Annotated in this window: 12 protein-coding genes; 7 read left to right on the forward strand and 5 right to left on the reverse strand. The window is 34.1% G+C overall.

Annotated elements, in window-relative coordinates:
• Positions 1 to 77 precede the first annotated feature (77 nt).
• The 3 genes from rpoC to L0669_RS10255 all read left to right on the forward strand — a co-directional run bounded on the left by rpoC (position 78) and on the right by L0669_RS10255 (position 5,812).
• On the forward strand, positions 78 to 4,388 hold the full coding sequence (gene rpoC, locus L0669_RS10245; protein WP_173969915.1) for a DNA-directed RNA polymerase subunit beta': 4,311 nt from the start codon (positions 78 to 80) through the stop codon (positions 4,386 to 4,388).
• Between the two features lie 11 nt (positions 4,389 to 4,399).
• Positions 4,400 to 4,708, forward strand: a complete 309-nt coding sequence (locus tag L0669_RS10250; RefSeq protein ID WP_173969914.1) for a DUF3467 domain-containing protein — start codon at positions 4,400 to 4,402, stop codon at positions 4,706 to 4,708.
• Positions 4,709 to 5,080: 372 nt separating this feature from the next.
• Positions 5,081 to 5,812, forward strand: coding sequence for a hypothetical protein (locus L0669_RS10255; protein ID WP_263763217.1), 732 nt, complete (start codon positions 5,081 to 5,083; stop codon positions 5,810 to 5,812).
• A gap of 83 nt (positions 5,813 to 5,895) precedes the next feature.
• Here the strand turns inward: L0669_RS10255 and L0669_RS10260 are convergent, their stop codons facing one another.
• Positions 5,896 to 7,485, reverse strand: a complete 1,590-nt coding sequence (locus L0669_RS10260; protein WP_263763218.1) for a peptide chain release factor 3 — start codon at positions 7,483 to 7,485, stop codon at positions 5,896 to 5,898.
• Between the two features lie 149 nt (positions 7,486 to 7,634).
• A complete protein-coding gene (locus tag L0669_RS10265; RefSeq protein ID WP_263763219.1) occupies positions 7,635 to 9,077 on the reverse strand; it encodes an alpha-amylase in 1,443 nt (480 codons plus the stop codon).
• Positions 9,078 to 9,617: 540 nt separating this feature from the next.
• Between L0669_RS10265 and L0669_RS10270 the strand changes: the two genes are divergently transcribed.
• Together L0669_RS10270 and L0669_RS10275 are read left to right on the forward strand one after the other, a co-directional pair.
• Positions 9,618 to 11,045, forward strand: coding sequence for a peptidylprolyl isomerase (locus tag L0669_RS10270; RefSeq protein WP_263763220.1), 1,428 nt, complete (start codon positions 9,618 to 9,620; stop codon positions 11,043 to 11,045).
• 78 nt (positions 11,046 to 11,123) lie between these two features.
• On the forward strand, positions 11,124 to 12,077 hold the full coding sequence (locus L0669_RS10275; protein ID WP_263763221.1) for an AAA family ATPase: 954 nt from the start codon (positions 11,124 to 11,126) through the stop codon (positions 12,075 to 12,077).
• A gap of 50 nt (positions 12,078 to 12,127) precedes the next feature.
• Here L0669_RS10275 and xrtN read toward each other — a convergent pair whose 3' ends face one another.
• Positions 12,128 to 13,372, reverse strand: a complete 1,245-nt coding sequence (gene xrtN, locus L0669_RS10280; RefSeq protein WP_263763223.1) for an exosortase N — start codon at positions 13,370 to 13,372, stop codon at positions 12,128 to 12,130.
• Complete coding sequence (locus tag L0669_RS10285; RefSeq protein WP_263763225.1) at positions 13,372 to 15,864, reverse strand: XrtN system VIT domain-containing protein; 2,493 nt, start codon at positions 15,862 to 15,864, stop codon at positions 13,372 to 13,374. The genes xrtN and L0669_RS10285 overlap by 1 nt, the downstream gene beginning before the upstream one ends.
• A 445-nt stretch (positions 15,865 to 16,309) precedes the next feature.
• Here L0669_RS10285 and L0669_RS10290 point away from each other — a divergent pair, with 445 nt between their 5' ends.
• Together L0669_RS10290 and L0669_RS10295 are read left to right on the forward strand one after the other, a co-directional pair.
• On the forward strand, positions 16,310 to 19,081 hold the full coding sequence (locus L0669_RS10290) for a bifunctional aconitate hydratase 2/2-methylisocitrate dehydratase (RefSeq protein ID WP_263763227.1): 2,772 nt from the start codon (positions 16,310 to 16,312) through the stop codon (positions 19,079 to 19,081).
• A gap of 129 nt (positions 19,082 to 19,210) precedes the next feature.
• Positions 19,211 to 21,475 (forward strand): aconitate hydratase, encoded by a 2,265-nt coding sequence (locus L0669_RS10295; protein ID WP_173969905.1) that lies wholly within the window; start codon positions 19,211 to 19,213, stop codon positions 21,473 to 21,475.
• Between the two features lie 185 nt (positions 21,476 to 21,660).
• Here the strand turns inward: L0669_RS10295 and L0669_RS10300 are convergent, their stop codons facing one another.
• Positions 21,661 to 23,043, reverse strand: a complete 1,383-nt coding sequence (locus tag L0669_RS10300; RefSeq protein ID WP_263763229.1) for a Kelch repeat-containing protein — start codon at positions 23,041 to 23,043, stop codon at positions 21,661 to 21,663.
• Positions 23,044 to 23,439: the final 396 nt, after the last annotated feature.

Here is a 23,439-nt window from a genome sequence, read left to right on the forward strand (position 1 = left end):
TAGTAAATTAACCTTTAGTAAGGTAAATTACAAGTTAAAATCAATTTTTAATTGCAGATAAATCAATAGTAAAAACTATGATGAATAATAGAAATAATAATAAAGATAAAAATCCAGTTAAAAGATTTAATAAAATTTCAATTGGATTGGCTTCACCTGAATCTATCTTGAAAGAATCAAGAGGAGAGGTTTTGAAACCAGAAACTATCAACTACAGAACTCACAAACCAGAGCGTGACGGACTTTTCTGTGAAAGAATCTTCGGACCTGTTAAGGATTTTGAATGTGCCTGTGGTAAATATAAAAGAATTCGTTACAAAGGTATCATCTGTGACCGTTGTGGTGTTGAAGTTACGGAGAAAAAAGTACGTCGTGACAGAGTAGGACACATCAACCTTGTTGTGCCAATTGCTCATATCTGGTACTTCCGTTCTCTTCCGAACAAAATTGGTTATATCCTTGGTCTTCCATCTAAGAAATTAGATATGATCATTTACTACGAAAGATATGTAGTAATTCAGGCTGGTATTGCTAAAAATGCAGATGGAGAATCTTTACAAAGATTAGATTTCTTAACTGAAGAAGAATATTTGAATATTTTAGATACTCTTCCGCAAGAAAATCAATATTTAGATGATTTAGATCCTAATAAATTTGTTGCCAAAATGGGAGCAGAGTGTATTATGGATTTATTAGCTCGTATCGACTTAGATGAGTTGTCTTACCAATTGAGACACAGTGCTAATAACGAAACATCTAAACAACGTAAAACTGAAGCTTTAAAAAGATTACAAGTTGTTGAGTCTTTCCGTGAGTCTAACTTAAACCGCGAAAACCGTCCTGAGTGGATGATTATGAAAGTGGTTCCTGTTATTCCACCAGAATTACGTCCGCTTGTGCCACTTGATGGAGGTCGTTTTGCAACTTCAGATTTAAATGACTTATACCGTCGTGTAATCATCCGTAACAACCGTTTGAAAAGATTAATGGAGATTAAAGCTCCCGAAGTTATCTTAAGAAACGAAAAACGTATGTTACAGGAATCTGTAGATTCATTATTTGACAACACGCGTAAAGCTTCTGCTGTTAAAACAGAATCAAACAGACCATTAAAATCATTATCTGATTCCTTAAAAGGTAAGCAAGGACGTTTCCGTCAAAACTTACTTGGAAAACGTGTGGATTATTCTGCTCGTTCGGTAATTGTTGTTGGTCCTGAATTAAAATTATTCGAATGTGGATTGCCAAAAGATATGGCATCTGAGTTATACAAACCTTTCGTTATCCGTAAATTGATCGAAAGAGGTATTGTTAAAACAGTAAAATCTGCTAAGAAAATCATAGACAAAAAAGAGCCTGTAGTTTGGGATATCCTTGAAAATGTAATTAAAGGTCACCCAGTATTACTTAACCGTGCTCCTACGTTACACAGACTTGGTATTCAAGCTTTCCAGCCAAAATTAATTGAAGGAAAAGCGATCCAATTGCACCCATTAGTATGTACGGCTTTCAACGCCGATTTTGATGGGGATCAGATGGCAGTTCACTTGCCATTAGGACCAGAGGCTATTTTAGAGGCACAATTGTTAATGTTGGCTTCTCACAATATCTTGAACCCTGCAAACGGTGCTCCAATTACTGTACCTTCTCAGGATATGGTCTTGGGTCTATATTATATGACCAAAGAACGTATCTCTACACCAGAACACATTATTTTAGGTCAAGACTTAACATTCTATTCTGCTGAAGAAGTAAATATTGCATTAAACGAAGGAAGATTAGAATTGAATGCTCGTGTGAAAATTAGAGCAAAAGATTTTAATGACGCTGGAGAATTAGTGTTCAAAATTATTCAAACAACTGCAGGACGTGTATTATTTAACGAAGTAGTACCTGAAGCAGCTGGATATATCAATGATGTATTGACTAAGAAAAACCTTAGAGATATTATCGGACACATTTTAAGTGTGACTGATGTACCTACAACGGCAGCTTTCTTGGACAATATGAAAGATATGGGTTATAAATTCGCATTTAGAGGAGGTTTATCATTCTCTCTTGGTGATATTAGAATTCCAGAACAAAAAACTAAATTAATTGCAGATGCCAGAGAGCAAGTTGAAGGTATTTCTGTGAATTATAACATGGGTCTTATTACCAATAACGAGCGTTACAACCAGGTTATTGACGTATGGACTTCTGCAAATGCTCAGTTAACAGAATTAGCAATGAAAAATATTAGAGAAGACCAACAAGGTTTCAACTCTGTATATATGATGCTTGACTCTGGGGCGAGGGGTTCTAAGGAACAGATTCGTCAGTTAACAGGTATGCGTGGTTTGATGGCTAAGCCTAAAAAATCTACTGCCGGTGGTGGTGAGATTATTGAAAACCCGATTCTTTCTAACTTTAAGGAAGGTCTTTCGATCCTTGAGTACTTCATTTCTACTCACGGTGCTCGTAAAGGACTTGCGGATACGGCTCTTAAAACTGCCGATGCCGGATACTTAACAAGAAGACTTCATGACGTTTCTCAAGATGTTATTGTTAACATCGAAGATTGTGGAACATTAAGAGGTGTTGAAGTTTCTGCTTTGAAGAAAAATGAGGAAATTGTTGAATCTTTAGGAGAAAGAATTTTAGGACGTGTTGCATTGCAAGATGTTATTAATCCTCTTACTAATGAAGTTCTGGTTGAATCTGGACAACAAATTACTGAAGCAATCATGAGAGTTATCGAAGCTTCTCCGATTGAAAGAGTAGAAGTAAGATCTCCGTTAACTTGTGAGGCTTTAAAAGGTATTTGTGCTAAATGTTACGGTAGAAACTTAGCTACTGGTAAGATGACACAAAGAGGAGAAGCTGTTGGAGTTATTGCAGCTCAGTCTATTGGTGAGCCAGGTACACAGTTAACACTTCGTACGTTCCACGTTGGAGGGGTTGCCGGAGGTATTTCTGAAGAGTCTAGTATTGTTACAAGATTCAACGGTAGACTTGAGATTGAAGATTTAAAAACTGTAAAAGGTGAAGATAGTGAAGGTAATGCGGTAGATATCGTAGTATCACGTTCAACTGAATTAAAATTAGTTGATGAGAAAACTGGAATCGTCTTAAATACACACAATATTCCTTACGGATCTAGTATTTTTGTTAAGGATGGTGAAGTAGTTACTAAAGGATCTGTGATCTGTAAGTGGGATCCATATAATGGTGTAATTGTTTCTGAATTTACTGGTAAGATTGCTTACGAGGATTTAGAGCAAGGACAATCGTTCATGGTTGAAATCGATGAGCAAACAGGATTCCAGGAGAAAGTAATTTCTGAAGCAAGAAATAAAAAATTAATTCCAACTTTATTGGTTTACGGTAAAGAAGGTGAATTAATTCGTTCGTATAACTTACCAGTAGGAGCTCACCTTATGGTTGAGAACGGAGAGAAAATTAAAGCAGGTAAAGTATTAGTAAAAATCCCACGTCGTTCTTCTAAAGCAGGCGATATCACGGGAGGTTTACCAAGAATTACTGAGTTGCTTGAGGCTCGTAACCCTTCTAACCCAGCGGTTGTTTCTGAAATTGACGGTGTTGTTTCTTTTGGAAAAATCAAAAGAGGTAACCGTGAAATTGTTATCGAATCTAAATTTGGTGAGATTAAAAAGTATTTAGTTAAACTTTCTAGCCAAATCTTAGTACAGGAAAATGACTTCGTAAGAGCAGGAGTACCATTGTCTGACGGTGCAATTACACCAGATGACATCTTAAGAATTCAAGGACCAGCTGCTGTTCAACAGTACTTGGTAAATGAAATTCAAGAGGTATACCGTTTACAAGGGGTAAAAATTAATGACAAGCACTTTGAGGTAGTTATCCGTCAAATGATGCGTAAAGTAAGAGTTCAGGATCCGGGAGATACATTATTCTTAGAAGATCAATTAATTCACACTAAAGACTTTATCGTTCAAAATGATAAATTATACGGTATGAAAGTAGTTGAAGATTCAGGAGATTCTGCTGTACTGAAACCAGGTCAGATTATTTCTCCTCGTGAACTACGTGATGAAAACTCATTGTTGAAACGAAATGATAAAAATCTTGTTGTAGCAAGAGACGTAATTACTGCAACTGCAACGCCAGTTTTACAAGGTATTACAAGAGCTTCGCTACAAACTAAATCATTCATCTCTGCGGCTTCATTCCAGGAGACAACGAAAGTACTTAACGAAGCTGCTGTAGCTGGTAAAGTAGATGATTTAGAAGGATTGAAAGAAAATGTAATTGTTGGACACAGAATTCCTGCAGGAACTGGTATGAGAGAATACGATAACACTATCGTAGGATCTAAAGACGATTACAATGAAATGATGGCTAATAAAGAAGAGTATATCTATTAAATTAGGAAACTATGAGTAATTCGAACCAACAAGAACAAATTAATATTGAGTTAGATGAAACTGTCGCAGAAGGAATTTATTCTAATCTTGCGATTATCAACCACTCATCATCAGAATTTGTTTTAGATTTTGTGAGTATTATGCCTGGTATTCCTAAAGCCAAAGTAAAGTCAAGAATTGTCTTGACGCCACAACATGCTAAAAGATTATTAAAAGCAATTGGAGAAAATATTCATCGTTTTGAAAGCGCTCACGGCGAAATCAAAGAGACGGAACAAGCACCAATACCGCTTAATTTTGGTCCGGCAGGACAAGCATAAATTATTAAAGCCCCATTTTAATGGGGCTTTTTTATTTTAGGAAATAAATCAAACAATGTCGTTTAACCGATTTAATATCACTTTCGTCGGCTAAATTTCTTTTTCGCGATTTATTATTCTAAATTGGTTTCTCCTTATAAAAGGGATTAATTTGTTGGATATAATAAACTATTAAGGTTGCATTAATTCAAATTAAAAAAAAGCGCTAATGATACATTAGCGCTTTTTTTATGTCCTGATTTTTCTGATTTTGAAATGATTAAAATTCAAAATAGAAAATAATTTTATGCTCTTCCCAACCTTTTTATCAAAAATGTACTCTATATAAGTAATAAGCATCTGCAAAAAGATCTTAACTTAAAAAAGTGCAATATGAAAAAGAAATTCACCTTAGAAATAGCAAGTCCTTGTTCTGAAAATTTTAATAAAATGATTCCCAATGCAACAGGTTCATTTTGCAATTCATGTGCTAAAAATGTAATCGATTTAAGCAAAAAAACGAACTCTGAAGTAGCTAAATTTATTGCAGAAACAAAAGATACCAATATTTGTGCACGTTTGAGGGTAACACAATTAGACCAGGAGTTTGAACATAATGAAAGGTCTAAAATTAATAACCTGAAATACGCAGCAGTAGCCGCATCAATTTTATTAGCTTCAAATGTTTCCGGACAAGAAAAAACACCTATTAAAACTGAAGTAAGTTGTCCAAAACCAAGTCATTATTTAGTGGGGAAAGTTGCGCAGAACAATGTTGTTAGACAGGAATTATTGATAACAGTAAAGGGAAAATTGCTAGAAGACATAACACATAAACCATTTGATCGTAAAATGTATCCAAACCTGACTCTTTCAATTAATGGTTCAGAAAAAACATTTAGAATAAATGCTAAAACCGGAGAATTTTCTATTCCTGTAAAAGTTTTCAAAAGCGATAAAACTCTTATCATTACTATTACCGGAGACGATTATTATCTTTCAAAAGAAATACCTTTTGCTATCGAAGCCGTTACTAATAAAGTATTACAAAGAGATATAATTATTGCGGAAGGAGAACTTACCAGAATTATGATTGCCGGAGGATTAGGAATTAACTATAAATAGTATTTTTAAATTGATGAAAATAAAAAAGGCTGTCGAAATTACTTTAGACAGCCTTTTTATATGTTTTTCCTTTAAAGGAAATATTAATCAAATTCTGAAGTAAAAAATAACTTCACACTTGGATATTTATTTTGAGTCATTTGAATCGTAAAGTCAGAATCAGCTAAGAATACCAATTGACCGTATTTATCATGAGCCAGGAATTTCTGTTTGATACGCTTGAATTCTTTAAATTCATCATTTTTAGCATCATCAGGTTTTACCCAACACGCTTTATGAACCGGGAAGTTTTCATACGTACATTTTGCGCCATATTCATGTTCTAAACGATACTGAATAACCTCATATTGAAGCGCTCCAACAGTTCCGATTACTTTACGGTTGTTCATTTCTAAAGTAAACAACTGAGCAACACCTTCATCCATCAACTGATCGATACCTTTGTCCAATTGTTTGGCTTTCATAGGATCAGCATTATTGATGTATCTAAAGTGCTCCGGAGAGAAACTAGGAATCCCTTTGAAACTCATGATTTCACCTTCGGTTAAAGTATCACCAATTTTAAAGTTTCCTGTATCGTGCAAACCTACAATATCACCAGGATACGAAATATCAACGATTTCTTTTTTCTCAGCGAAAAAGGCATTCGGGCTAGAAAATTTTAAATTTTTCTTTTGACGAACGTGGTAGTAAGGTTTGTTTCTTTCGAAAGTTCCTGAAACAATTTTAATAAAAGCCAAACGGTCTCTGTGTTTAGGATCCATATTGGCGTGGATTTTAAACACAAATCCAGTCATTTTTTCTTCGGTAGGATCTACCAAACGAGTTTCAGAATCTTTTGGTCTAGGAGACGGAGCGATCGTAACGAAACAATCTAACAATTCGCGAACTCCAAAATTATTTAAAGCTGAACCAAAAAACACAGGTTGTAATTTTCCGTCTAAATAATCCTGACGGTCAAATTTTGGATATACTTCATCAATTAATTCTAATTCTTCACGTAATTTATCCGCTGGTTTTGGCCCAATTATTTTTTCTAATTCAGGACTTTGAACGTCTGAAAAAGCAATTGTCTCTTCAATATTTTTACGGCTGTCTCCACTAAAAATATTAATGTTTTGCTCCCATAAATTGTAAATTCCCTGAAAGTCATAACCCATACCAATCGGGAAACTCAAAGGAGTAACCGTTAGACCCAATTTTTGTTCTACTTCATCCATTAAGTCAAAAGCATCTTTTCCTTCACGGTCTAATTTGTTGATGAAAACAATCATCGGTATGTTACGCATTCTACAAACAGCTACTAATTTTTCTGTTTGTTCCTCAACCCCTTTTGCAACGTCGATTACTACAATAACGCTATCAACAGCCGTTAAAGTTCTAAAAGTATCTTCGGCAAAATCCTTGTGTCCCGGAGTATCAAGAATGTTGATTTTTTTCTCTTTATAATTAAAAGCAAGTACAGATGTCGAAACCGAAATACCTCTTTGGCGTTCGATTTCCATGAAATCACTCGTTGCTCCTTTTTTAATTTTATTGTTTTTTACAGCTCCAGCTTCCTGAATTGCACCTCCAAATAACAGTAACTTCTCTGTTAAAGTTGTTTTACCGGCATCAGGATGCGATATAATTCCAAATGTTCTTCTGCGTTGTATTTCTTTTAAAAAGCTCATATTTCGTATAAATAGGTTGCAAAAGTACTATTAATTACGGCTTAATAAAAATATTCACTTCTTAATTTGGGAAGTCTTTTTTAGGTGAAGATTCTTTTTTGAAAAAAAATAAGGCTGTTTTGCAACAGCCTTAAATAGTCATTTTAAAATTACTGATTAATTGACCAAATTGAATATCCTCTTGGAGGACATTGTATTTTTACCCATTTGTCTGCCTGAGTCGTTGGATACCAGGTTGAGTTTCCTGTAAAATCTTTAATTTGAGTATTGGCCCAATTGGTCTGAATCCATCTTTCCTGCCAAGTATCAGAGTTATTAATGTAAACAACTAATCCAGGATTTCCGTTATATCCGTTTCTTCTCGCTACATATTCATCATTATCAGAATATAAAATGGAAGTTGTACCAGTCGCTTTGTTGTTGTGAATCCAGATCAAATTGTTCAGTTTGTTTTTATCCAGCCATTCTTCGTAATCTCTGTAAAATATTGTTGGATATCCTTCGTGAGTTAATATATACGAGTAAGCAAGCATTTTGCTGTAAATTTCATCAGTATCATGATTCGTAACAAAAGTTACCGCTTTGTACGGATTTCTTTTCCACATCATGTCGTCGTTTAGTAAGGCAAGATTATTTCCGTCGAAAGCGTCGTTCATTTTATAATAACAAGCAAAATCAAAAACCGAACTGTTGGCATTATTAGCCCAGTCATTTAAGACGTTTACATTCGAATCCCATAATTCACCAACCGAAAAACCACCTACATTAGCATTCCATGCATTTACAACCCATGCGCCAAATCCTTTTACGTAATCAAATCTCCAGCCATCAAATTTCATGGTGTTTTTATAATATTTACCTACTCCGTCAGCTCGTAACCATAACCAATCCTGTACGTGAGGATTTGCATGGCATAAATCAGGGAAGCCACCAAAAGCGCCTTCGTCATTGTTACCGTAGCTATTTTTATAAAAGTCATTATAATTACGGGTAAATTTTCCTGAGGCAACTCCGCTAAAATTTGTCCAGGTATTGGTTCCTGTAAACGGATTCGTTTCAGATTGTCCACCGCTATTATGATTAATCACAATATCGGCATAGACTTTCATGTTTTCGGCATGAGCATTAGTAATCAAACTTACCAATTCGGTTTTTGAACCAAAGCGGGTTTCAACAGAACCATTTTGGTTATAATCTCCAAAATCAAAATAATCCGTTGGATCATATCCCATAGAAAAAGCACCATTTTGCGCTTTAGAAGCTGGCGGAAGCCAAATCGATCCAATTCCTGCATTCGACCATGCGGTAACTTTACTGCTTACAGTATTCCACCAATTTCCTCCCGCAGGAACATCCCAATAAAAAGCCTGCATCATTACGCCGCCGCCAGGATTGTCTACATATTTTCCTGTAGATGACGAATTCGAAGTTCCTGTACTAAAAGGTTTTCCGTCGTGATGCGTTACATTAATAATTTCAAATTGCTGACTATCAGCTTTTGGGTCTAATTCATTTGTTTCATTTTGCGAGCAAGAATACAAGAAAGTAGTAATTGCGGCAAGTAAATAAATTTTTACAATTGGTATTTTCATAATGTAGATTTGGTTTAGGTTAGATAATAAAGTTTATAATTTGATATTTATTAAGCGTTTTGTAATGTCTATTCGTAATTTTAATACTTAATAATTATCAATTATTCATCTAAAGTATATGTTTTTTGATTTGGTTCGTTTTTATAGGAAAATATTTATATCACGAAAACGTTGTAGTATTGATAACTTTTTTTATTCGCGCAAAAGTTCCTTCTTTTAAATTCTGTAAAGTTTTAAAGTAAATCTGTCTTTGTGAGCGTCGTGGCAAGGATTACGGACATTTTTTAAAGAGATTAATCTCATAGAAACTGCTTCTCTGCGGGAAATTCAGCTATCATCCCTATAATTTTTTGTTAATAGTATAGCTGATAGTTGTATTATGTAATTGAATTGTTATTTTTGTTCGTTATAAGTTAAAAAGAACTAGGTCTTAATTATTTAGTATTTTCAATACAATATCCGGGAAATACATTTAAAGTGATTGTGGTTTAAAACGAAATTCTAAAGCAAGATCTTTACATTCAAATTAAATTTAAAATAATGTTATTAAAAAAATTACAGTTAAAAACAATTGATTACAAATTAGTGTTGACAATGTGTTTTTTATTTTTTTTCAACTCCATCATTTCGGCTCAGGAAATTATTAAAGATACTGTGATCCAGAAGCCACTACAATTATCTGGACAGAAGCAAAAAATTGACGGTATTATTGCCAATGTAGGAGATTATATTGTTTTAGATTCAGATATTGATAAAGCATATTTAGAAATTACTGCATCAGGAGGTTCTACAAAAGATATTACAAGATGCCAGATGCTTGGTAAACTTTTAGAAGATAAATTATACGCACACCAGGCGATTCAAGATAGTATCGTGGTAAGTGATGCAGAGATAAGAGGTATGATGGATGACCGATTGAATTATATGATTCAACAGGTAGGAGACATCAATAAAGTAGTTGCTTATTACAAAAAAAACTCGGTAGAAGAGTTTAAAACTTATTTTTCAGACATCTTAAAAGAGCAAAAATTAGCTTCTGAAATGACTAAGAAAATTGTTGATGCCGTAGAAATTACTCCGGAAGAAGTACGTAATTTCTTTAAGAAAATACCAAAGGATGAATTGCCAACTTTTGGAGCAGAAATGGAAGTAGCGCAAATTGTGGTAGAACCTAAAGTTTCGGCAGAAGACGAGCAAAAGGTAAAGGACAGATTAAACGCTATTAGAAAAGATGTTCTCGAAGGATCCAGTTTTGCTACAAAAGCAGTTTTGTATTCGCAGGATCCGGGATCTTCGCCAAATGGAGGTTTTTATAAAATGACCAGAAAAACTCCGTTTGTAAAAGAATTTAAAGACGTTGCTTTTAGTTTGGGAGAAGGGGAGATTTCAGAGCCTTTTAAGACTAATTTTGGATATCATATTATTATGGTAGACAAAATAAAAGGACAAGAAGTTGAATTACGTCATATTTTAATTGCGCCTACAGTTTCTGAAACAGCATTGAAAGATGCTAAAGAAAGAATCACGAACATCAGAAATAAAATAGAAAACAAAGAAATTACTTTTGCGGAAGCTGCAAGAACAGAATCTGATGAAAAGGAAACAAGAGCAAACGGTGGAACATTGATAAACCCTAATACTCAGGATACACGTTTTGAGTTGACTAAAATGGATCCAACCTTATACAGCCAGGTTTCTAATCTAAAAGATAACGAAGTTTCTCAGCCAATTTTAAATACAGATGATAAAGGTAAGAAGACGTATAAGTTAATTACGATCACGAATAGAATTGACGCACATACTGCTGATTACGCTAAAGATTATACTAAGATTAAAGAATTAGCATTAAAAGAAAAACAAATCACAACGATTTCAAAGTGGTTTGATACTAAAATAAAAGATACTTACATTAAAATTATTGGAGAGTACAGAGATTGTAACTTTGTGTACAATTGGTTGAAAAAATAATTTTTATTAAATAAATAAAAAGAGTTAGTTTTATGAATTCATAAAGCTAACTCTTTTCAATTTAAAAAACATATCTAAATGTCTGACGTAGCAGCAATTCATAATTTAGTTCAAAAGCGAAATGAATTAAAAACCGAAATAGCAAAAATCATTGTAGGCCAGGATGCAGTTGTAGATCAAATATTACTGTGTATATTCTCAGGGGGACACGCTCTTTTAATTGGTGTTCCGGGATTGGCAAAAACCTTAATGATAAATACTTTGTCTCAGGCTTTAGGTTTAGATTTTAAGAGAATTCAGTTTACGCCGGATTTAATGCCGTCTGATATTTTAGGAAGTGAAATTCTGGATGAAAACAGACATTTTAAATTTATAAAAGGGCCAATTTTTTCGAATATCATTTTGGCAGATGAGATAAACAGAACACCTCCAAAAACGCAGGCAGCTTTACTTGAGGCCATGCAGGAACGTTCCGTTACTATTGCCGGACAAAATTATAAATTAGATTTACCTTATTTTGTTTTAGCAACTCAAAACCCAATTGAGCAGGAAGGAACTTATCCTTTGCCGGAAGCGCAATTAGACCGTTTTATGTTTGCTATTAAATTAGAATATCCAACTTTTGAAGAAGAAGTTCAGGTAGTAAAACGTACAACATCTGATGCTAAAACAACGATTAATCCGTTGTTTACGGCACAGGAAATTATCGATTTTCAGCATTTGATTCGTAGAATTCCTGTAGCCGATAATGTGATTGAATATGCGGTAACTTTGGTAAGTAAAACGCGTCCTGATAATGCATTGTCAAATGATTTTGTAAAGAATTATCTGGATTGGGGAGCAGGGCCAAGAGCATCTCAAAATTTAATTTTGGCAGCAAAAGCACATGCGGCTTTTAATGGTAAGTTCTCACCCGATATTGAAGATGTAAAAGCAGTAGCAACCGGAATACTACGCCACAGAATTATTAAAAACTACAAAGCAGACGCTGAAGGAATAACAGAAGAAATTATTATCGAAAAGCTGATGTAATAAGTCATCGAATAAAAAAAAGCCTGATCATCAAATATGATCAGGCTTTTTTATAGCAATTTTGTAATGCTGGTCTCATTTACGAGTCGGACAGATTTATTGTGAAAAAGTTTGATTAAAAGTACTTCTACAAGAGACGTGTATTTTTTACCCTCACATTCGTACCACCAATACGAAAAATACTGAATGTTGTTTTTCTCCATTTTTACCTGCCATATTCTTTCATTGTCTGAAGAAATAAGTTTCGATTCTATAATTTTATAGCCAGTTCCTGTCCAGCAAATTAAAGGATTGTGCGATGGAGTTTTAATATAAATAAGCTTTTCAGGAGTAGCGATTTTAAAAACTTCATTATTAATCCATTTTCCCTTCTTAATATTATAAGCAGGATTTAGCTTTTCGAGTAAATCATGTTTCAATTCTTTTTTGATTTCTAAACTAGTTATCAGTAGCATTAAGCTTCCTAGTATTATAGGAAAGAAAATAAAAGAAGAAGAAGTTTTTTCGATTGTCGTCTCTTCGTTTTTAGGTTTAAAGAAACGAATGAAGAACAGTATTGGGATAATTTGATAGAATATAAAACAAAGTAATCCGATAGTATGATGAGGCGTATTCTCCTGAGTGCAGTTTAATAAAATTAGAGTGATGATCCTGAAATAATTCGAGATAACATTCAATGCAATTATAAGACAGCAAAACAGGAATATTTGTTTAATACTAAAAAGTTTTTGTTGTTTTCGTTCTTCTAAAGTCAACAAAAAAGCCCCAACAAGTAATCCGGTTTTAAACATAGACAATCCCATGCAAGCCGTGTCGATGGTAATTTTTGCATTATTGATATAAAAATTAACGCCTTCTATTTTAGTAATCGGAAGAAAGTTTTTTAAAGTCAGATAAACTCCGTAACAAAGTGTTTGCTTGATTTCGACCGTTAAGTAATCAAAAAACGTATTGAAAATCGAGGAGAATAAAAAGATACAGATAAAAGCAATAAACGAGAATTTTCGGGTAAGATTGTAATATAAAAAGCATGCAAATAAGGACAGTGCTAAAAAATGCAAAGATTTGGTATGCAAACGATAGCTTATAAATTCTAATAGAATTATTAATCCTAAAAGAGGGTAGTTCATATTAAATGAAGTTTTTCTACCCCCAATAAGAAATAATACGATCGAAAATACAATCCCGAAAAGATTGCTATCAAGACCTGACAGCACTATATTGGAGTTTAATACCAATAAGCAAATCAAAATCAGGATAGCAATTGCATTTTTGTATTGAAATAGGAGCTTCATTAAATAGTTTGCTTTTTGTGTTTTTTGTAATAAAAGAAAAGTATTGTAGATCCCAGGATAATCAATAGCCATTCGTGTGGTTCAGGAACAGCGCCGTCATTGTTGATAGAGGCATTTCCTAAAGTATCTACATTTTTTTCAATCCCGTTATTTTTATAATCTTCATCAGTTTCAAGAACAATTAAAGAAGAGATTGGTGTTACAATATTGGCGTCCTTGGCCAGATCGACATATTGGTTTTGTACCAAAGAATCATTCTGAATTTTAACCTGCTCTTCTAATACTTTTCCAAAAGCATACATTCTGTAAATATGATTCGGACCATTGGTTTTAATGGCACTCGTTTGCGGACTTTCTGTAATCGAAATATTCGCCGGTGCTATATTTACTGTATTGGTGTCTGTCTTAAATAAAACAAATTGCTTTTTATGAATGAGATCTAAACTGTTTTTTAAACTCGTCTGAAAAAAATCTACGTATTTCTGTTCTTTTACAGTCTGCCAAAACGGATTGATATCAGGTGAAATATTAATTACTTTTAAATTTCTGTCCTTTGTTTCTGTTCTTATTTTCTTTAAATAATTAGAATCTTCAAGTTCTTCAAAATTGGCACAAAACGTACCGCATTTGGTAATGATTAAACTGTTTCTTGAAATTTCATAAAGAGGTAATAGCGAATAATGAAGATCTTCAAACTCTAATTCGATAGCTTTAAAGTTGTCTTTATTGATCTCTTTCTTTTTTCCGTTTACAATAACAAACAGATTCGTTTTGTTTAATTCTACAAAAGATTCTATTTGTTTCGTTGTCCAGCTGCTGTTTAAGTCTAATATAATTTCTGAAGGTTTAAACGGAATAGTTGTTTTCTGAATATCCTTAACTTCATAAATTTTATTTTTCCATGCAAATGAATTAGAAACTTTCGTTAATGGTATATGAGCTTCCCAATCATCTAATCCTTTCGATTGATTGATGTAATATCCTTTATTCAATTCAAAATCTTTGCTGGTTTCAATTTTTGTATTTCCAACAGTTTGAATTCTCGATGTAGTTTCGGCATTAGAAATGTTTGGACCTTTTATAGAAAGACTTTGGTATTTCATTTGATTGTCTTCTACTTTTAGCGGAGTTGTAAAACCGCATTTAAAAGTACGTGGCGTTTTGTAGTTAATCGGGAAAACCCTCACAACAACTTTGTTTCCTTCTTTCCATTGCATTAAAGACGGATCGCGGTATTCTACACCGACAATTTGTTTGTATGCCGCTTTAGCTTTTTCTTTCGTAGTCAAAACTCCTTTTCGTTCAGTTCCGTTTACCCACAAGGATAAAGATGTTGCAACAGAACCTTCCGGCAATTGGAAAGAATAAATAGCCTCCTTTTGTCCACGTGTATCTTTTTCGGAGGCAATATTCATTGTAATTTCGGTATAAGCCAACCGTGTTTCCGGATAAATTTTTACATCTTCTTTAATGCTTTTGGTAAATAAATCTTTACCACTCCATAATTGCTCTTCTGTTTCTAATCGTTTGTCAAAATTTGATTTCAGAATGTTTATTTTATCATCATTATCCAGATTAAGGTCTTTGCAAAATAAATAAGCAATAGATATAAACGGATTATGAATTTTTCGCTCATTAAATTGTTTACTGCCAAAGGAATCAAAAGTTCTAAAATCAAATATATCGGGAAGGGGAGTATATACGAGATCTTTTTTTAGCAGAATTTCATTGAAGAAATTAGGTTTTAAATTCTGAGAAATCGAGATATAATAAGGTAGCTCATTATTTTGATCGAATGAATTTATTCGGCCAAATTGGTTTATTTTTCTGCTTTCGATATTTAATCCTGCAGTAAAGACCGCCAGGCTAATTAGTACGACTAAAATACCTCCGCTAAAAGAAACAACATAATTTTTATCTCTATTAATGTATCGAAGAATTGTAATGGTATGTATAATAATGACAATTGCAGGAACTAAGCCATAAAAACCTAATCCTAGAGCTATAATTCCTAAAAAAGAGAATGGCATAATAGGTATGAGGTATATAGCGAAATATAAGATAAGCAAAAATGATAAGCCATTGATGAAAAAAGCAATCGAAGTGCTTCTGCTTTCGTCTGAATTGCTATAGATGAAAAAATTAGAGACACAAAAAGCCACAGTTGTAAAGTAGACCCATGTAGGAAGATCCTGAAAAACAGGTATAAAAACATTTAAAGAAAAACAACCAATAAGCCAGTTCAGGATTAAGAAAGGAGTTAGGTGAATGTAAGTTTCTTTGTTTCTAAGAAGTATAAAAAAAACACCAACTCCGTATATAAATTCGCATATAAGACTTAAGAAGGCAATTCCTTGATAGCTATTATATTCCGATTCTTTACAAAAAAGAGCTCCAATTAAAAAAAGACTGCTAAACAGTGTTACGATTAAACTAATTCCTACTCCCGGTTTTTGAGTATAATATTCTAAATTATTTGATTTGTGTTTCATAGTTGTATTTATTTAAAAGCACTTTGAATTACAAAGTTATAAAAGAATTTGAATTACAAGTTTTTTATTTCATTTTTTTTAAACTGGAAAAAAATGGAATATTGAAGAATTGGGTTTTCTAAAAATCGGGAAGAAAAAGACGTCTTGCAGCGTAACTATATCGTTATAATTGCTTATTTAGAAACGTTCTTTGTTAAAATAGAGGTAAAATCTGACTTCATTTATAACAGCAAATTCCGACTTTGTTAAAGAAAAGATTTTAAAATATCAATTATTTATTTTTTTTATTCAAAATTGATATTTTGACAAAAACAAGCAGTGAAAATCGTTTTTTAGCAATAATAATTTTTGAAAAGGCGACTTCTATTATATTTTTTTTAATTGTCGGCTTTAATACCTAAATTTGCGTACAAAAAAAATAAAATACCTAGAAAAGACTTTTATTATGAATATTTATCAGGATTACATCCAAGAGATTGAAGAACGAAAAGGTCAAGGGCTTAACCCGAAACCAATTGATGGAGCTGAATTATTAAGCGAAATCATTGAACAAATTAAAGATGTGAATAACGAGTACAGAGAAGACTCTCTTAACTTTTTTATTTATAATGTTGTACCGGGAACCACTAGTGCCGCTGGTGTGAAATCTCAATTTTTAAAGGAAATTATTCTCGGTGAATTCGAAGTAAAAGAAATAACTCCTGCATTTGCTTTTGAGTTATTATCGCATATGAAAGGTGGATCTTCAATCAGAGTGCTTTTAGATTTAGCACTTGGTGATCATACCTCTATTGCAAAAGAAGCTGCAAATGTACTTAAATCACAAGTTTACCTTTATGAGGCAGACACAGATCGCTTAAAAGAAGCATTTAAAGAAGGCAATCCGATTGCTATAGATATTATTAAAAGTTACGCTCAGGCAGAGTTTTTTACAAAACTGCCAGAAGTAGTAGAAGAAATTAAAGTAGTTACTTATATCGCTGGTGAAGGAGACATTTCTACAGATTTACTTTCTCCGGGTAACCAGGCGCACTCACGTTCTGACCGTGAACTTCATGGTAAATGTATGATTACTCCTCAGGCGCAAGAGGAAATCAAAGCATTACAGGCAAAACATCCTGACGCTAGCGTTATGTTGATTGCTGAAAAAGGGACTATGGGTGTAGGTTCATCCAGAATGTCAGGAGTAAATAACGTAGCACTTTGGACAGGTAAACAAGCAAGTCCATATGTTCCGTTTATTAATATTGCTCCAATCGTTGCAGGAACAAACGGAATTTCTCCAATTTTCCTAACAACTGTTGACGTTACAGGTGGTATTGGTTTAGACCTTAAAAACTGGGTAAAAAAGCTTGACTCAGAAGGAAACATTATTCGTAATGAAAACAATGAGCCAATCTTAGAAGAAGCATATTCTGTTGCTACTGGTACTGTATTAACGATCAATACAAAAACTAAGAAGCTTTATAATGGTGATAAAGAATTAATTGACATTTCTAAGGCATTCACGCCACAGAAAATGGAATTTATAAAAGCTGGAGGATCATATGCAATTGTATTTGGTAAAAAGCTTCAGACATTAGCGGCTAAAATTTTAGATATCGAAGCTCCTCTTGTATTTGCTCCGTCAAAAGAAATTTCTGTTGAAGGACAAGGACTTACAGCTGTAGAGAAAATCTTTAATAGAAACGCTGTTGGTATATCTCCGGGTAAAGTTTTACACGCAGGTTCAGATGTTCGTGTAGAAGTAAACATTGTAGGTTCTCAGGATACGACTGGTCTTATGACTGCTCAGGAATTAGAATCTATGGCAGCTACAGTAATTTCGCCAATTGTTGATGGTGCTTACCAATCAGGATGTCACACAGCTTCAGTATGGGATAAAAAAGCGCAGGCTAATATTCCAAAGTTGATGAAATTCATGAACGATTTCGGTTTAATTACTGCACGTGACCCTAAAGGAGTTTACCACGCAATGACCGATGTAATCCATAAAGTACTTAACGATATTACAATTGATGAGTGGGCGATCATTATTGGTGGTGACTCTCATACAAGAATGTCAAAAGGTGTTGCTTTTGGGGCTGACTCAGGAACAGTTGCGCTTGCATTGGCTACAGGAGAGGCTTCAATGCCAATTCCTGAATCTGTAAAAGTAACTTTCAAAGGAGAAATGAAAGACTACATGGACTTCCGTGATGTGGTTCATGCTACACAAGCTCAAATGCTTAAAAAGTTTGGTGGAGAAAATGTATTCCAAGGTAGAATTATCGAGGTTCACATTGGTACTCTTACAGCAGATCAGGCATTTACATTTACAGACTGGACTGCAGAGATGAAAGCAAAAGCTTCTATCTGTATTTCTGAAGATGATACTTTAATTGAATCTCTAGAGATTGCAAAAGGTAGAATCCAGATCATGATCGATAAAGGAATGGACAATGAAAAACAAGTTCTTCAAGGATTGATCAATAAAGCAGATAAGAGAATCACAGAGATTAAATCAGCTGAAAAACCAGCCCTTACTCCAGATGCAAATGCGAAATATTATGCTGAAGTTGTAGTTGATCTTGATCAGATTATCGAGCCTATGATCGCTGACCCGGATGTAAACAATGTGGATGTTTCTAAAAGATATACTCACGATACTATCAGACCTCTTTCTTTCTACGGAGGAGAGAAAAAAGTAGATCTAGGATTTATTGGTTCTTGTATGGTTCACAAAGGAGATATGAAGATTTTAGCTCAAATGCTTAAAAATATAGAGGATCTTCACGGTAAAGTTGAGTTCAAAGCGCCACTTGTAGTTGCGCCACCTACATATAACATTGTAGACGAACTTAAAGCCGAAGGTGATTGGGAAGTTTTACAAAAATATTCAGGTTTCGAATTCAACGATGCTGCACCAAAAGGAGCTGCACGTACTGAATATGAGAACATGTTGTACTTAGAGCGTCCAGGATGTAATCTTTGTATGGGGAACCAGGAAAAAGCAGCAAAAGGAGATACTGTAATGGCAACTTCAACACGTCTTTTCCAGGGAAGAGTTGTAGAAGATACTGAAGGTAAAAAAGGAGAATCATTACTTTCTTCTACGCCGGTAGTAGTTTTATCTACAATTTTAGGAAGAACTCCTACACTTGCTGAATATACTGCTGCAGTAGATGGTATTAGCTTAACTAGGTTTGCACCTTCTCATAAACTGTTAGTAATGTAATTTACGATTAGTTATAATCATTATATATAAAAAGCCTGAGTCGATAAACTCAGGCTTTTTCTTTTCTGGCTCCTCTATTTTTTGTAACTTGGTATGTTCAAAATATAAAAAACAAAAACAATTATACTTATGGCTTTTGATATTGAAATGATTAAAAAAGTGTATGAGAACATGCCGGATCGTGTTGATAAAGCACGCGAGATTGTTGGTCGTCCACTTACATTGACAGAGAAAATTTTATACAATCACCTTTGGGACGGAAAACCAACTCAGGCGTTTGGTAGAGGAGTAGATTATGTTGATTTTGCGCCCGATCGTGTCGCATGTCAGGATGCAACTGCTCAAATGGCATTATTGCAATTTATGCACGCCGGAAAAGCTAAGGTAGCAGTACCAACAACGGTTCACTGCGATCACTTGATTCAGGCAAAAGTTGATGCTGCAACAGATTTAGCGCGAGCAAAAACACAAAGTAACGAAGTTTTCGACTTCTTGTCGTCAGTTTCTAATAAATACGGAATAGGTTTCTGGAAACCAGGAGCAGGGATTATTCACCAGGTAGTACTTGAAAATTATGCTTTCCCAGGCGGAATGATGATTGGTACCGATTCTCACACTGTAAATGCAGGTGGTTTAGGAATGGTAGCTATTGGTGTTGGTGGAGCTGATGCTGTAGACGTAATGTCTGGTATGGCTTGGGAATTGAAATTCCCTAAATTAATTGGAGTTAAACTAACTGGTAAATTATCAGGATGGACAGCTCCTAAAGATGTTATCCTTAAAGTGGCCGGTATTCTTACTGTAAAGGGAGGAACTGGTGCAATCGTTGAATATTTTGGAGAAGGTGCAACCTCTATGTCTTGTACTGGTAAAGGAACAATTTGTAATATGGGTGCAGAGATTGGAGCTACAACTTCAACTTTTGGTTATGATGATTCTATGAGTCGTTACCTACGTTCTACAAACAGAGCCGATGTTGCCGATGCTGCAGATAAAGTAGCTTCTTACTTAACCGGAGATCCGGAAGTTTACGCTAACCCGGAACAATATTTTGATCAGGTTATCGAAATCAACTTAACAGAATTAGAGCCACACTTAAACGGACCTTTTACTCCGGATTTAGCGACTCCAATTTCTAAAATGAAAGAAACAGCCATCAAAAACAACTGGCCGTTACAAATTCAGGTAGGTTTAATTGGTTCATGTACCAACTCTTCTTACGAAGATATTTCTCGTGCAGCTTCTTTGGCAAGACAAGTAAGTGCTAAAAATTTAAAAACTAAATCTCAATTCACTATTACTCCGGGTTCAGAGGTTGTTCGTTATACAATCGAAAGAGACGGATTTATCGATACTTTCGAAAAAATTGGAGCAACTGTTTTTGCTAATGCCTGCGGACCATGTATTGGTATGTGGGACAGAGATGGGGCAGAGAAAGAAGAAAGAAATACAATCGTTCACTCTTTCAACCGTAACTTCTCAAAACGTGCAGATGGTAACCCAAATACTTTAGCTTTCGTAGGTTCGCCAGAATTGGTAACCGCTATGGCTATTGCGGGAGATCTTGGTTTTAACCCTTTAACAGATACGTTGATCAACGAAGATGGAGAAGAAGTAAGACTAGAAGCGCCAACAGGAGACGAATTGCCTCCAAGAGGATTTGATGTAAAAGATCCGGGATTCCAGGTTCCTGCAGAGGACGGTTCAGGAGTTCAGGTAGTGGTGAGTCCAACATCAGAGCGTTTACAATTATTAGCTCCGTTTGATGCGTGGGATGGTAAAAACATTACTGGTGCTAAACTTTTAATCAAAGCATTCGGAAAATGTACAACAGATCATATTTCTATGGCCGGACCATGGTTACGTTTCCGCGGACACTTAGATAATATTTCTAACAATATGTTGATTGGTGCTGTAAATGCATTCAACCAAAAAACAAACTCCGTTAAAAATCAATTAACAGGTACTTACGATGCTGTTCCTGCTGTAGCTCGTGCTTATAAAGCGGCTGGAGTTCCGTCTATCGTTGTGGGAGATCACAATTATGGCGAAGGTTCATCTCGTGAGCATGCTGCAATGGAGCCACGTTTCTTGGGTGTTAAAGCGGTATTGGTAAAATCTTTTGCCCGTATTCACGAAACAAACCTTAAAAAACAAGGACTTTTAGGATTAACATTCGCTAACGAAGCTGATTACGATAAAATTCAGGAAGACGATACCATCAACTTTACTGATTTAACCGAGTTTGCTCCCGGAAAACCATTAACGTTAGAATTCGTTCATGCAAATGGTACAAAAGATATCATCCTGGCAAACCATACCTACAACGCAGGTCAGATTGGCTGGTTCGTTGCAGGTTCAGCATTAAACTTAATTGCTGCCGGAAAAGCTTAATCTTTAAGATTTAATTATACTAAAAACGCTCTGTGTAAACAGGGCGTTTTTTTTTATTGTTGTTTAGGAGCTAATCCAGCTATCCGCTATATCTTTTATTTTTTTAAAGAAAAAAAATAAAAGGATGCCGCTTCTATCTGGGCTAGGGCACTCGTTTTCAAAAAGAAATTTTGTTTTCAGGTTTCCTAATCCTGTCTTTTTGCTACAGTTGTTTCTTGTGATAAATTCCTCGATCTAGTAGGTTTTGTAATCTCAAATTCATTGATGTCAATACTAAATACTTTCGAAGAAGGTAATTTAGAAAAGCTGTTATCAATACGACCACCTAAAATATATAACTTATTGTTGTAATAATGCATAGCCGAATATTTCATTGGTAATTCAATTTCATATTCTTTTAATTGTTTTGTTTTTAAGTTATAAACGTACATTTTTTGATCCTCAAAAAAGTAAATAATATTATCATGATACGTTATGGCAGGTCTTTCTAACGGAGAGAATAATTCTCCTTCCGTTTGCCATTTTTCTGTTACTAAATCAAAACTTTCCATTTGAGAAATTGGTTTTCCGTTGTTGCCGCCAAGAAGATAAATTTTATCATCAACCAAAACTCCTGTATTTTCTTTTGCTGTTGGCATATGTGCAAGTTCGTACCAATAACCAGAAGAGATATTATATAAGTGGACTTTATCGGTAAACTCTTTTACGCCAGCTTCAGTAGCTTTTACAGAACCTCCCATTACAATAATATTATCTTTATAAGTAAAAGAAGCAAAATCAGCAGCCTGATGCGGATTTGTATTGTCTATTTTAATAGTTTGTTTTTCGAGATCTAAAACTTCAATTTTATCTTGCAAATATTCCCAACTACTGATTTTATTGACAAACATTTTTTTCCCGCCTAGGATATAAATCGAATTTTTATAAAAATGAATGTTATGATAGGCCCTGTTTTGAAGTTTTAATTTCGAAATTTCCCATGTGTCAGTTTTAATGTCATATATACAAAGGTCTTGTTTATAATGTCGTTTAGCCGAAGTGTATTGCGCTTCACTTAAAAATTTCACCATATCCATATCAGCTTTTTCTGCTCGCGCTTTTTCAAGGTGGTTGATTTCAGGATAAGCATCTCCGCCACTAATATAAATTTTGTCATCTTGCAAAATAGACCCAAATGAAAAGATAAGATGTTTTGAAGAAGTCAGTTTAGTATACGAAAGCTTGGATTGTAATTTGTGGTCACCAGCAATAATTACTTCTGATAAATTTTCAATATTTTCTTCAAGCGAAACTATAAAGTTTTGCTTTATGAAATAGCTCAAAGAAATTCTTTTGGTAGTATAACCAATATGCGAAAATTCTAATATTTCATCGCTATTGTATTTTGCAAGAAGTTGTAAAGAGAATTTACCATTTGCATCCGATATTGTTCCGACTTTGCTGGATAAAGCAAACACATTCGTATTTTCAAGAGGAAGATTAGTGTTTGTCGAAACTATAGTTCCGTTGATGTTTTGAGCAATAGATAATAAAGGAAAAAAAATAAGAAAGAGTAATAGTTTTTTCAAGTTGTTTTCAGATTAAGTTTGGTTTTTGGTCAAGAAATAAAAATGGTATTCTGAAAAATATTCGCACAATTTTTATGCCGAGAGTCTTGCTTGAAAGAAAAATAATTCAATTTCTGATAAATCAGGGAGAAAAATGAATCAGTTATAGACAAGAACTTATTTTGAAATTAGAGATTTTACATTCTATTTTTCTTCCGAAACACACTTTTCCTGAAATAAAATCATTTATTTCTAAAAAGCCTGATTTCAAAGAGTTGGCGTAATTTTCATTCTAAGATGTTTAATTCAGGGTAAATTAGTTGTTAAAAAACGTGTATCTTTTACATTAAAAAGTTAAATTCGCCTTTTAGGTAATATATTTGCTTTTTTTGAGTTTAAATATTGTCTTAACTTAAC

It is taken from the genome of Flavobacterium bizetiae (genome assembly GCF_024271895.1).
Classification (GTDB): domain Bacteria; phylum Bacteroidota; class Bacteroidia; order Flavobacteriales; family Flavobacteriaceae; genus Flavobacterium; species Flavobacterium bizetiae.

Bases quoted from the DNA above. Each gene is read 5' to 3' on its own strand.
- xrtN (WP_263763223.1), bottom strand. From the start codon at position 13,372: ATGAAGCTCCTATTTCAATACAAAAATGCAATTGCTATCCTGATTTTG.
- L0669_RS10270 (WP_263763220.1), top strand. From the start codon at position 9,618: ATGTTATTAAAAAAATTACAGTTAAAAACAATTGATTACAAATTAGTG.
- rpoC (WP_173969915.1), top strand. From the start codon at position 78: ATGATGAATAATAGAAATAATAATAAAGATAAAAATCCAGTTAAAAGA.
- L0669_RS10275 (WP_263763221.1), top strand. From the start codon at position 11,124: ATGTCTGACGTAGCAGCAATTCATAATTTAGTTCAAAAGCGAAATGAA.
- L0669_RS10260 (WP_263763218.1), bottom strand. From the start codon at position 7,485: ATGAGCTTTTTAAAAGAAATACAACGCAGAAGAACATTTGGAATTATA.
- L0669_RS10255 (WP_263763217.1), top strand. From the start codon at position 5,081: ATGAAAAAGAAATTCACCTTAGAAATAGCAAGTCCTTGTTCTGAAAAT.
- L0669_RS10295 (WP_173969905.1), top strand. From the start codon at position 19,211: ATGGCTTTTGATATTGAAATGATTAAAAAAGTGTATGAGAACATGCCG.
- L0669_RS10285 (WP_263763225.1), bottom strand. From the start codon at position 15,864: ATGAAACACAAATCAAATAATTTAGAATATTATACTCAAAAACCGGGA.
- L0669_RS10290 (WP_263763227.1), top strand. From the start codon at position 16,310: ATGAATATTTATCAGGATTACATCCAAGAGATTGAAGAACGAAAAGGT.
- L0669_RS10250 (WP_173969914.1), top strand. From the start codon at position 4,400: ATGAGTAATTCGAACCAACAAGAACAAATTAATATTGAGTTAGATGAA.
- L0669_RS10265 (WP_263763219.1), bottom strand. From the start codon at position 9,077: ATGAAAATACCAATTGTAAAAATTTATTTACTTGCCGCAATTACTACT.